The organism is Archangium sp., assembly GCF_036388035.1.
In the GTDB taxonomy this organism is placed as follows: Bacteria; Myxococcota; Myxococcia; order Myxococcales; family Myxococcaceae; genus Archangium.
In genome coordinates this window covers 1-10,730 of record NZ_DASVSO010000705.1, presented here as the reverse complement: position 1 = coordinate 10,730, position 10,730 = coordinate 1, and the positions used below count along the sequence as shown (strand labels likewise).

Here is a 10,730-nt window from a genome sequence, read left to right as displayed (position 1 = left end):
CTTGGAGAAGGCGCGAAAATCCACCGCCTCCCATCTGCGGCTGTCACGGAGGAACTGGAGACAACGCGCCTGATTCTCACGAGTAATGAGGAGCATCTCGGACCGCCAGTCCACGCGCTCCCGGGCGAAGTCGAGGCCGTGATGGTGGTCGTAGAGCAGGACCATCACCCAGGCGCCCTCGAGGAAGTGGCCATCCACGGTGGCGACCATCTCGCCACGTCGAACGGCCTCCAGGGCTCGTGGCTCCCAATTGGCCCCGCCCACCAGGATATGGGTGCCAGGCTCGCGGCCGAGGGGATGAAGCGAGGCCAGCGCCCCCAGGGCCATGGCGTCGCTCGCCGCCCAGATGACCGTGGCCTCCGGGTAGCGGCGCAGGAGCAGGGGCGTCTTCCTGGCCGCTTCCTCGAAGCTCCACTCCGCCGAGACGAGCTGGAGCAGGATCGCATCATCCCGCTCGGACACCGCGCGTCTCAGCCCCTTCTCCCGCTCGACGGTGGCTTGATCGACCGGGGTGCCGCCCAGCGCGATGAGGTGGACGCGACCGTCCGGTGCGACCTGCTTCCGTCGGAGCGCTTCATCCACCAACCGGTTGGCCAGCTCGTACCCGGCCTTTTCGTCATCCGGGAGCATCTGACCAATCCAATAGCGGAAGTGCTCGCGGGGTCCTCCGTAGCGGGTGCGCTCCTTCTCCAACAGGCCCGCATTGAGGACGAAGACGGGCACCCGGGCCTGCTCCGCGAGCTCAATCACCCGCGCCCCGATGGCCCGGTGTACGGACACGACGAGATAGTCCGGCCGGTCGGGACCGTTCAGGAGGCCTCGCACCCGGGTGAGGGTCTCCCCGGGCCAGTGGCCGGCCTCGTAGACGGACAGGTCGACGCCCAGGTCCTCGGCCGCTGCTTGCATCGCGGCCAGGAGCTCGTCCGCCCACGGTCCCGGCGTGGAGGCCCGGATGAAGGTCACCTTCATCGGCTGGACCGCGGGCGCACGGGGGGCGACCAGACAGACGAGCAGTGCCAGGAGGAGTACCGAGGCGCGTTTCAACGGACATCCTTTTCTTCGGTCCAGTCCGGGAGCGACGAGCGGCGGTTTCCCTCTCCCATCCGCTCGCCCCTGGAATCGAGAGAAACGTAAGCACGGACCTCCCGGCAGGGTGCGGAACCTGACGGATGGGCAGGCGGCCACGTACGCGAGCGGGCATCCCTCGCGCTCTCCCCTCCCCGCGACCCGGGGGGCGTGGCAAGGTGCCCCCTCTATGAGCAACGCCCTCTATCGCGACTGTGCCCGGCTCTTCATGGTGGGCTTCCCCGGCCCGCGCATCGACGATGACTTCGCCTCGCTGATGGACGACGGCATCTTCGGCGCCATCCTCTTCAAGCGGAACGTAGGCACCGCCCAGGAGACGGCCGCCCTGTGCCGCGAGGTCAAATCGCGCGCGCGCCGGCCCTTCATCCTCTCGGTGGACCAGGAGGGGGGACGTGTGGCCCGGCTGCGCGGCGAGCCCTACACCACCCTGCCCCCCATGCGAGAGCTCGGCCAGCGCGGGGACCTCGGGCTCATCGAGCGCGTGGGCCGGCTGCTCGCGCACGAGCTGCGCGCGGTGGGCTTCGACTGGGACTTCGCCCCCGTGCTCGACGTGGACACCAACCCCCAAAACCCCGTCATCGGCGACCGCAGCTTCAGCCGCGACCCGGACGAGGTGGGCCGCATGGGCGTGGCGCTGGGGCGGGGCCTGGAGGCCGGGGGCGTGGCCTCGTGCGGCAAGCACTTCCCCGGACACGGCGACACCACCACGGACAGCCACCTGACGCTGCCGCGGCTGGCCCATGACATGGAGCGCCTGCGCCGCGTGGAGTTGGTGCCCTTCCGCGCCTTCGCCCAGGCGGGGCTCGCTTCGCTCATGACGGCGCACGTCCTCTTCGACGCGCTCGACCCGAAGGTGCCCGCCACCATGAGCCAGCGCGTGCTCCACGGCGTGCTGCGCGAGGAGATGGGCTTCGACGGCGTGCTCGTGAGCGATGACCTGGAGATGAAGGCCATCGCGGACCACTACTCCGTCGAGGAGGCCGCGGTGCTCGGCACCCTGGCGGGCGTGGACCTGTTCCTCGTCTGTCACAACGCGGACGTGCAGCGGCGCGCCATCGAGGCGCTGGTGCGCGCGGTGGAGTCCGGCCGCGTGCCGCGCGCCCGCATCGACGAGGCCCACCGCCGTCTGGCCCGACTCGAGGCGCGCTTCGCCCACGGCCCCGAGGACCGTCTGGCCACCCTCGGCAACGCCGAGCACCGCGCGCTCGCCGAGGGACTCGCCAGCACCTTCAGCGGGAGGGATCCCACCGAGGTGCTGGCGTCCCGCTAGTCTCGACTGGGGCGGCCTCGCCTACTTGTGGACGTCGCCGCTCCCGCCCGTATCGGAGTCGATATCCCCCGAGCCGACGTCACTGCCGCCGCCCGTGACGCCCCCGCCCTGGGTGCCCAGATCCTGGTCCTCGAAGCCGGCGCCACCCGTGCCCGCATCCATCGGGGCCGTGCCCGCGTCCCGGGCCATGGAGCCGCCACCCGTGGTGCCCTTGGCTCCGCCCTTCGTGCCGCCGGTACCCCCGGAGCCACCGATGCCCTCCTGGTCCTCCAGGATGATGCCCTCGCCGCCCGCGCCGCCCGTGCCGGTCTGGTCCTGCATGCCGCCCTGATCGACACCCCGGTTCGTGTCCTGGCAACCCGGGAACAGCAGCGCCGCCGAGGCCAGCGCTCCCACCACCATCCACTTGCGAATGTTTCCGCGCATGTCCGCTCCTCCATCCGAGCAGCCGTCACCAGCGGCCCGGGTTCATGACGGCTCGTGGAAGCCGTCTCCCATCCCGCTCCGCCCCGAATGGGAGGAGCGGTCATTTGAATTCGAACAGGCTCCAGGCGCTCCCCTCCCGGCACGGCGAGGCCCGCCGGCATCACAGCGGTCGCTATCTCCTGGGGAGAGGCCACCCGCCTCGCGTGGCTCGGACTACTTGCCGTAGCCCTCGGGACGCAGGGGCTTGGGGGTGGCGGCGGGCCTGTCGCTCTTCCCCGGTACGCTCAGCGCCGCGGGCTCCTGGCGCGACTGGATGTAGAGGCTGCCGTCCGCGCCCTGTTCGAGGCCGCCCATGGCGGGGCCACTGCCCCCCATCCCCTGCTGCCCGAGCAGGGCCCGCTCCCCGGGGTCCAGCGCCAGGGAGCGCCCCGGGGTGCCGTCCGTCTGGGGCGTCCGGGGATCGATGCTGGTGGGGATGTCCTTGATGGTGCCGTTGTACCCGGACTGCGCCGGGTCCCGGACCAGGCCGGGCTGGAAGGTCTCGTTGCCGGCATTCTGCGGGAGGGCTCCACAGGCCGACACCAGCCACGAGGCCGAGGCCAACGCCCCCCACATCACCCACCGCCTGAAACCGCCGTCGTGCATGTCCGTCTCCAGAAGGAACGAGTCCCGAGCTCTCGCCGTCGGCGCGAGGGACACCCCCGTCCCCCGCTGCCCCCCGCGTGGTGCGAGGAGCGGAGCAGCCGCGCTATCAGGGATGGGCACCCGGAGGCTTCCGGACCACCGAGCAGGTATCTGACGAGGGCCCGGTCGCCCGGTCGGTCCACGGTGAAGGCACCGGGCTCGCGCTACGGCCGGATGTACCCACTGGCCTTGCCGTCCTCGTTCTCACCCGCGTTCCTCATCGGAGCCACGTTGCTGCCCTCCGTGGGCTCCTGCGGCTGGAACGAGGAGCCGGTGCTGGGGGCGATCGAGCTCGCGAGGCCGGAGCCCACCTCGATGCCGTAGGTGCCTTGAATCCAGGCGCCATTGCGGCCGGTCTTCAGCGGTTTGCCCGTGCCGATGTCGAGGGCGGCCAGGGACTCGAACTGGTCGGGGGGGAACGGGACGCGCTCGTCCTGCCGCAGCCAGAGGTTCGCCTGCGCCGGGTCGCGGCCCGGGCCTCCAGGGAGGATGTTCTCCTGCCCGCCCCCCTGGGGCTCCCCGGCACCGCCCGTGCCCCGCTCCTGCTCGTTGGTCTGGTACAGCGTGGAGCTGGTGCCGATGTTGGAGCGCTCCTTGCCGACCTCGTCCTGGGCCTGCTCGGAGTAGTAGTCCTCCTGGGCCGTCAAGGACCACGTGCGCCCGCCGTCCTTGCGCATCCCCTCCCCGCAGCCGGCGAGCAGCGCCACCCCGGCGAGCGCGCCGAGCAGTCCCTTCACACCCATGTTCCGCATGACCGCCTCCTGTCCGTATCTGTTCTCTAGGGACAGGGGTGGCCATGCACGCGGGCCGCCGGTAGCGGCAAGCGGGCGAGCGAGAGGTACTTGCTCGCCCGTAGGACGGCGGAGAGGCCTACCCTCGACGCGCGGGGGTCTTCTTCGCGGCAGCCGCCTTCTTCGCCGGGGCCTTCGCGACGGCGGGAGGCTCCGCGGGCGCGCCGCCCTCGAGGAGCTGGAGGATCTCCTGCACGTGGCCCTGCACCTTCACCTTGGGCCAGGCACGAGCCACCTTGCCCTCGGGGTCGATGAGGAAGGTGGCGCGCGTGACGCCCATGAACGTGCGGCCGTAGAGCGACTTCTCGCCCCACACGCCATAGGCCTCGCACACCTGGCGCTCGGTGTCCGCGAGCAGCGGGAAGGGCAGCGAGAACTTCGTGGCGAACTTCTGGTGGCTCTTGATGTCGTCCGGCGAGACGCCCAGCACCACCGCGCCCGCGCTCCGCAGCGCCGAGTGCTCGTCGCGGAAGTCACACGCCTCGCGCGTGCAGCCCGGGGTGTTGTCCTTCGGGTAGAAGTAGAGGACGACGTTCTTCCCCCGGAGCTGGGAGAGCTTCACGTCGTTGCCGTTCTGGTCCTGGAGCTGGAAATCGGGGGCCGGGTGGCCTGTCTGGGGAATGGGCATGGACGCTCATCCAGATAGCACAGCTGACTTTCGAGGTCAGGTCACATTCCGCCGTCGGCGTCCTCGTGGGCGTGGGGCGGGTGGCCGTGCTCGTCCAGGGAGGGCGAGCCCTCCTCCGGCACGCCGGGCCTGCGCAGGGGCCGGCGTGGCAGGGGCTCGCGGAGCTGCCGCAGGGTGGCGATCCGCCGCTCGGCCTCGGGCCGCGCCTTCGAGTCCCGAGGCACGGCGTCGAACTCGGCGATGACGGCCTCCCAGGCCGGGTCGCGCGGGGGAACGCCGCGCTCGACGAGCTGCGCGTACTTCGCCTCGGCGCGGGCGAGCCGCTCGGGCCCCTCGTCCTTCCGGCAGGCCCCCAGGGCCAGGGCCCCCAGCACGAGCAACAGCACCGCCGGACGGCTTCGGTAGATGGGAGACACGTGCGACCCTCCTGCTGGCCTCGGACACGAAGGGGGGCTAGGGTGCTCCACCGTGTCGCCCCTCTTCATCGCATTCCTCTTCGGTCTCGGCCAGGGCCTGCTCCACGCGGTGGGCCCGGACCACTGCGCCGCCATGGCCACGCTCGGCACGCTGGGACCGGCCCGGCGCCGGGCCACGCTGCTCGTCGCGCTGCGCTTCGCCGTGGGGCATGCGGCGGTGCTCGGCGGGGTGGCCACCTTCTGCCTCCTGGCGGGCGTGGGCCTCTCGGAGACCTTCGAGCGCTGGGCCGAGGTGTTTGGCGGCATGGTGCTGGTGGCGCTGGCCGTCACCGCCTTCCTCTTCCCCAACGTGCTGCGTCACGGCCACCCGCACCTGCCCGGCCACACGCAGGAGCCCCACTCCCACATGCACGACCGGGTGAGCACCGCCGCCGGGGCCCTCATGGCCGTGAGCGGGGTGCGCGCGCTGCTGCTGGCCCTGCCCCCGCTGCTGGTGGGTGGCAGCCTTCAGTCCTCCGGGTGGACGTACCTGCCCGGCTTCGCGCTCGGCATCCTCGTGGGCATGGGCGCGGTGGGCCTGCTCTTCGCCGAGGGCCTGGCCCGCATGAGCACGGGGCTCGCCGAGCGCTTCCAGCGCGGGGTGGCCGCCGGCTCCGCCGCGCTCGGCCTCTTCTGGATCGTCACCCGCCTCTGAGCCCCCGGTGAGGCGCCGTCCCCACCGGGGCTCGGCGCCCGCTACTGGCTGCGCTGCTCGAGGATGCCCAGCGACATCATCGCCACCAGGAAGCCGTAGACCTGCTGCTCGGGACGGTTGGCGTACGCGAGCAGCTCCGCCACCGTGCGGTTGCCGTCGACCTTCGGCATCAGCTCCGCCTCCCAGCGCTCCAGCTCCACCTCGTGGAGCTGGTAGGCCGGGGCCACGGCGGGCAGGAGCCGATCCTCGGGCCGCAGCAGGCGAGCGAGGCGCTCGGGCTTGTAGAGCTTCTTGATGCCCCGGACGATGAGGTTGGCCGGGTGCACGTCGAGCTTGATGGACTCGGTGGTGGCCTTCTCCTTGAAGCTCATCACGTAGGTGCCGTCTTCCCACGAGAAGAGCGAGTAGATGATGGCCTTCACCTGCTGGCCCACGTAGTACAGGCGCTCGGTGTCCTTGAGCAGGCCGCGCTCCACGAGCACGTCGCCGGTGCGCCGGTTGCTCGCGGTGGCCACCGCCGCGGCGTCCTGGAGCTGCTCGGGCTTGATCTTCCCCACGCGCACGAGGAACTGGCCGAAGCGGTCCGCCAGCAGGTTGGAGAGGGCGAACACGGGCGTGCCGCGCTCGAAGTAGACGACCTTCTTCACCTTGCCGCGCTGGATGCCCAGCTCGCCCGTCTCGCGCGACAGGTAGAAGGCGGTGAAGAGCGAGGGCAGGCTGTCCTTGAGGTCCCCGCGGCGGCTGCCCGGGGAGCCCGCGCCCACCGGAAGCGCGTCCGGCGGCCGGCCCGGTCCGGGCGGGCGCACCAGGGTGGCGGGCACCTTGTTCAGGGGCGAGGCGGTGAGGTTGGCGCCGCGGATTTCGGCGGTGAGGTTGTCGCCGCCCGTCACCTTGATGCGGCCCGTCAGCTCCATCGCGTCCTGAGGGCCCTCCTCCTCGACGTCGATGTCGAGCTCCACGTCGAAGGAGTCCTCCTGGGAGACGGCGGCGGTGGGGGCCTGCTTCTGGGTGGGCACCAGCTTCTGCACGGCCTCCAGCAGCTTGGAGGCCTCGAAGGGCTTCTCGAAGTAGCCGGCGGCCGCGTACTTCTGCCGGGCCTCCATGGCGTGCTTGCCGCCCTTGAAGACGCCGGTGATGAAGAGGAGCGGCAGCTGGGGCTGATCCTTCCGCAGCGCGTCCGCCAGGTGGTAGCCCATCATGTCGGGCAGGAGGATATCGAGCACGGCCACGGCGGGCGGGCGGGCACGAGAGACCTCGACCGCCTGCTTGCCCTTGGTCGCTCCCACCACTTCGTAGCCTGCATCTTCGAAGAGCTGGGTGAGGAGCGTGAGCAGCTCCTGGTTGTCATCGACGACGAGGATTCGGGGAGCCATCGCGCGGCCCACCCTACCAAAAGCCCGTCCATCCGGAAGTGGCAGTGTTCCCCAGGGATGCATCCCGCGGGTGGGGCGGATAGGTTGAGCCCTCCATGAAGGCCCCCCCCCAGACCCGCTTCACGCTGTCGCGCCTTTTCCTCGTCCTCACCCTCGCCCTTCCCCTGGCCGCATGGGCCCAGGACGCGGGCCAGCCGGATGCGGGCAGCCTGTATGACGTCCCGGATGCCTCGGTGGGCTCCGGAGGCGCGGATCGCGACAACCCCGAGGGGGATGACAGCACGGGCCGACCCGGTGGGGCGTGCCAGAGCGGGTCCGACTGCGCGGCGCGCTTCAGCTGCACGCAGGGCCGGTGCCGCTACACGGGCATCCGCCAGGCCGAGCGCGTGGGGTGCCTGCTGGGCCCGGAGGACACCCTGGCGGTGGTGGCACTGGGCGTGGTGGTGGTGGCGGCGCGAAAGCGCGGCCGGGAGCCTCGATGAGGCTTGGGCTCAAGGCGGACAACCTCCTGGAGCGGCTGGCGGACTGGCTGAACCTGGCGCCCAAGCCGCTGGCGCACGCCTTCTTCGGGATGATGGCGGCGCGCACGCTCATGGCCGGGGAGCGGCTGGGGTTGTACGCGGCGCTCGCCGACGGCTCGGCCACGGTGGAGGAGCTGGCGGCGCGGCTGCGGCTGTCCCCCGAGGGCACGCGGGCGCTGCTGGAGGCGCTCGAGGCGTGCGAGGCGGTGGAGCGCAAGAAGGGCCGCTACCGGATGGCGGACCGGGCCCGGCGCTGGTTGGACCCGCGCTCGCCGCAGTACGTGGGCGGCTTCCTGGACTTCAACTACACCCAGTGGGACTGGTGGAGCCACCTGGAGGAGGCCGTGCGCACGGGGGAGGCGGTGGACATCCATCGCTTCTCCCCGGATGACCCGCGCTGGCGCTCCTACATCCACGCCATGCACCAGATGGCGCGGCTGTCGGCGCCCGAGGTGGTGCGCGCCATTCCCCTGCCCCGGGGAGCGCGGCAGGTGTTGGACCTCGGAGGCGCGCACGGCTGGTACGCCGCGGAGCTGTGCCGCCAGCACCGGGAGTTGAAGGCCACGGTGCTGGACCTGGAGGGCAGCGTGCGGGTGGGACGGGAGATCATCTCCCAGGCCGGCCTGTCGCACCTGGTGACACACCGCGAGGGAGACCTCCTCACCTCGGAGCTGGGGGGGCCGTACGACGTGGTGCTGCTCTTCCAGGTGGTGCACCACCTGACGCCCGCGCAGAACGTGGCGCTGCTGCGCCGGGTGCGCACCGCGCTGACGCACAAGGGGACGCTGGCGGTGCTGGAGTACCTGCGCGAGGACGAGGAGAAGCCCACGAGCGCCGCTCCGCTCATCGGCCTGCACTACTTCCTCACCTCGAAGGCGGCGGCGTACACGCCGGCGGAGGTGGAGGGCTTCCTGGACGACGCGGGCTTCCGCATCGAGAGCACCCAGCCGGTGCGCCACCTGCCGCTGCAGACGCTCCTCATCGCCCGCCCCGAGTGAAGGGGCCGGTGGCTTGTCCCGCTTCCGGACGGCACGGATAATCGCGGGAATGGGTAACCCGAGCATCGCGCAGGCACCTGCGCACATCGATCGCCACGAGGATCTGCGGCAGCGGCTGACGTTGCTCAAGCCCGAGGACACCGTGCGTGGGGTGATCCTCAACGGGGTGATGGAGGCCGTGCGCGTGCTGGGCGACGAGACCCTGGTGCGGCAGTGCCTGGACGTCGTCGGGGAGAAGCGACTCGTCGACTTCTTCAGCTACCCCTCCCACAAGCACCTCCAGCTCATCTACACGGCGGCGGGTCTCCTGGATGCCCGGTATGGCAGCTTCGAGAAGGCGCTGTGGCTCATGGGCTATCACGGAGGGAAGAACTTCCTCTCGTCCACCCCCGGCAAGGTCCTGCTGCTGGGCCAGGGCAGCTTCAAGCGGCTGCTCGAGGCCGTGCCCACGGCCTTCTCGGTGGGGGGCAATGGGCTCAAGAGCGAGGTGCGGTGGACGGGGCCCACCTCCGCCGTCTTCATCCTGGATCGCGACTTCATTCCTCCCGCGTACACCGAGGGCACGCTGCAGTCGCTGGAGATCTCCAAGGTGAAGGGCCTGCGGGTCCGCTGGCGCCCGACGGAGACGCTCGTCGGCGAGTACGAGCTGACCTGGGAGTAGGCCGTCCAGGCAGGCGACAGGGCGTTCGCCAGGGCACCCGAGGAGGGCCCGCGCTCCAGCCCCGGCGCGCCCGGCCCCTGTCCGACCGTCTAACGGGGCTCGCTACATATAAGGATGCGGTGTGTCTCCGCTGCGCTACCCTGCTCGGCACCGATGATGGTGCCTCCTTCGACCACCGCGCCCGAGATGCAGAACCCGCCGCCGCTCGTCGTCGAGCTGGATGGCGTGCTCGCGCGCACGGACACGCTGCACGAGGGACTGGTGCGGCTGCTCAAGCGCCAGCCCTACCTGATACCGGCGGTGCTGGCCTGGAGTCTCAAGGGCCGGGCCTTCCTGCGGGCGGAGGTCGCGCGGCGGGTGGAGCTGGACGTCACGCGGCTGCCCTATGACGAAGTCCTGGTGACGCGACTCTCCGAGGAGAAGGCCCGGGGACGCCGGCTGGTGCTGGCCACGACCGCGGACCGGCGGGTGGCGGAGGCGGTGGCCGCGCACCTGGGCCTCTTCGACGCGGTCCACGCGAGCGACGGCACCCAGGAGCTCTCCGGCGCGCACCGCGAGGCCCGGCTGCGCGAGGCGCTCGGCGAGCGCTACGAGGAAGCCCGCCGCTCCCCGCCCTCCCGCTCGTTCCCCCGCGCGCTCCTCAAGGCGCTGCGGGTGCACCAGTGGGCCAAGAACGTGCTCGTCTTCGTCCCGCTGCTCGCCGCGCACAAGGCCCAGCACCTGCCGATGCTCCTGCAGGCGCTGCTGGGCTTCGCCTCCTTCAGCCTGTGCGCCTCCAGCGTGTACGTGCTCAACGACATGCTGGACCTGGACTCGGACCGCAAGCACCCCACCAAGCGTCGCCGGCCCTTCGCCTCGGGAGACCTGTCGGTGCGCACGGGCCTGTGGATGGCCCCGCTGCTGCTGGGAGCCGGGGCGGCGGTGGCGCTGCTGCTGCCGCTCGAGTTCCTGGCGCTGCTGGCCACCTACTACGCCATCACCCTGGCGTACTCCTTCCACCTCAAGCAGGTGATGATGCTGGACGTGCTGCTGCTCGCCGGGCTGTACACGGTGCGCATCTTCGGCGGCTCGCTGGCGGTGGGCGTGCCCACCTCGAGCTGGCTCTTCACCTTCTCCATGTTCCTCTTCCTCTCGCTCGCGCTGGTGAAGCGGCTGAGCGAGGTGCGCCGGCTGCGGCTGGCC

Annotated in this window: 13 protein-coding genes; 6 read left to right on the top strand and 7 right to left on the bottom strand. The window is 71.2% G+C overall.

The annotated features are described in order from the left end of the window. Positions 1-1,044, bottom strand: a 1,044-nt coding sequence (locus VF697_RS29045) for an ABC transporter substrate-binding protein (RefSeq protein WP_331099993.1), incomplete at its 3' end; no start/stop codon positions are given. A gap of 211 nt (positions 1,045-1,255) precedes the next feature. On the opposite strand from VF697_RS29045, the gene nagZ reads away from it, so the two are divergent. Then, positions 1,256-2,356 (top strand): beta-N-acetylhexosaminidase, encoded by a 1,101-nt coding sequence (gene nagZ / locus VF697_RS29040; protein WP_331099992.1) that lies wholly within the window; start codon positions 1,256-1,258, stop codon positions 2,354-2,356. Positions 2,357-2,377: 21 nt separating this feature from the next. On the opposite strand, the gene VF697_RS29035 is transcribed toward nagZ, so the two are convergent. The 5 genes from VF697_RS29035 to VF697_RS29015 all read right to left on the bottom strand — a co-directional run bounded on the left by VF697_RS29035 (position 2,378) and on the right by VF697_RS29015 (position 5,301). Then, a complete protein-coding gene (locus VF697_RS29035) occupies positions 2,378-2,782 on the bottom strand; it encodes a hypothetical protein (protein ID WP_331099991.1) in 405 nt (134 codons plus the stop codon). 213 nt (positions 2,783-2,995) lie between these two features. Further along, positions 2,996-3,427: a hypothetical protein gene (locus tag VF697_RS29030; RefSeq protein WP_331099990.1), complete on the bottom strand. Its 432-nt coding sequence runs from the start codon at positions 3,425-3,427 to the stop codon at positions 2,996-2,998. Between the two features lie 203 nt (positions 3,428-3,630). After that, positions 3,631-4,218 carry a hypothetical protein gene (locus VF697_RS29025; protein ID WP_331099989.1) on the bottom strand — a complete coding sequence of 196 codons (588 nt, stop codon included), beginning with the start codon at positions 4,216-4,218 and terminating at the stop codon, positions 3,631-3,633. A gap of 118 nt (positions 4,219-4,336) precedes the next feature. Further along, positions 4,337-4,885 (bottom strand): thioredoxin-dependent thiol peroxidase, encoded by a 549-nt coding sequence (gene bcp / locus VF697_RS29020; RefSeq protein WP_331099988.1) that lies wholly within the window; start codon positions 4,883-4,885, stop codon positions 4,337-4,339. Between the two features lie 41 nt (positions 4,886-4,926). Continuing rightward, the gene (locus VF697_RS29015; RefSeq protein ID WP_331099987.1) at positions 4,927-5,301 is read right to left on the bottom strand and encodes a hypothetical protein; all 375 of its coding nucleotides are present in this window, start codon (positions 5,299-5,301) and stop codon (positions 4,927-4,929) included. A gap of 52 nt (positions 5,302-5,353) precedes the next feature. On the opposite strand from VF697_RS29015, the gene VF697_RS29010 reads away from it, so the two are divergent. Continuing rightward, entirely contained in the window at positions 5,354-5,995 is a 642-nt protein-coding gene (locus VF697_RS29010) for a hypothetical protein (RefSeq protein WP_331099986.1), read from the top strand. A gap of 41 nt (positions 5,996-6,036) precedes the next feature. Here VF697_RS29010 and VF697_RS29005 read toward each other — a convergent pair whose 3' ends face one another. Next, positions 6,037-7,368, bottom strand: a complete 1,332-nt coding sequence (locus VF697_RS29005; RefSeq protein ID WP_331099985.1) for a response regulator — start codon at positions 7,366-7,368, stop codon at positions 6,037-6,039. Positions 7,369-7,463: 95 nt separating this feature from the next. On the opposite strand from VF697_RS29005, the gene VF697_RS29000 reads away from it, so the two are divergent. From VF697_RS29000 to VF697_RS28985, 4 genes are all read left to right on the top strand, one after another. Continuing rightward, a complete protein-coding gene (locus VF697_RS29000) occupies positions 7,464-7,850 on the top strand; it encodes an MXAN_6627.5 family MYXO-CTERM protein (RefSeq protein ID WP_331099984.1) in 387 nt (128 codons plus the stop codon). Further along, entirely contained in the window at positions 7,847-8,887 is a 1,041-nt protein-coding gene (locus VF697_RS28995; protein WP_331099983.1) for a methyltransferase, read from the top strand. Before VF697_RS29000 ends, VF697_RS28995 begins: the two co-directional genes overlap by 4 nt. Before the next feature lie 49 nt (positions 8,888-8,936). Next, the gene (locus tag VF697_RS28990) at positions 8,937-9,548 is read left to right on the top strand and encodes a TIGR02265 family protein (protein WP_331099982.1); all 612 of its coding nucleotides are present in this window, start codon (positions 8,937-8,939) and stop codon (positions 9,546-9,548) included. A gap of 156 nt (positions 9,549-9,704) precedes the next feature. Next, a partial coding sequence (locus tag VF697_RS28985) for a UbiA family prenyltransferase (protein ID WP_331099981.1) occupies positions 9,705-10,730 on the top strand: 1,026 nt, incomplete at its 3' end.

Bases quoted from the DNA above. Each gene is read 5' to 3' on its own strand.
- VF697_RS29030 (WP_331099990.1), bottom strand. From the start codon at position 3,427: ATGCACGACGGCGGTTTCAGGCGGTGGGTGATGTGGGGGGCGTTGGCC.
- VF697_RS28990 (WP_331099982.1), top strand. From the start codon at position 8,937: ATGGGTAACCCGAGCATCGCGCAGGCACCTGCGCACATCGATCGCCAC.
- bcp (WP_331099988.1), bottom strand. From the start codon at position 4,885: ATGCCCATTCCCCAGACAGGCCACCCGGCCCCCGATTTCCAGCTCCAG.
- VF697_RS29000 (WP_331099984.1), top strand. From the start codon at position 7,464: ATGAAGGCCCCCCCCCAGACCCGCTTCACGCTGTCGCGCCTTTTCCTC.
- VF697_RS29025 (WP_331099989.1), bottom strand. From the start codon at position 4,218: ATGCGGAACATGGGTGTGAAGGGACTGCTCGGCGCGCTCGCCGGGGTG.
- VF697_RS29035 (WP_331099991.1), bottom strand. From the start codon at position 2,782: ATGCGCGGAAACATTCGCAAGTGGATGGTGGTGGGAGCGCTGGCCTCG.
- nagZ (WP_331099992.1), top strand. From the start codon at position 1,256: ATGAGCAACGCCCTCTATCGCGACTGTGCCCGGCTCTTCATGGTGGGC.
- VF697_RS28995 (WP_331099983.1), top strand. From the start codon at position 7,847: ATGAGGCTTGGGCTCAAGGCGGACAACCTCCTGGAGCGGCTGGCGGAC.
- VF697_RS29005 (WP_331099985.1), bottom strand. From the start codon at position 7,368: ATGGCTCCCCGAATCCTCGTCGTCGATGACAACCAGGAGCTGCTCACG.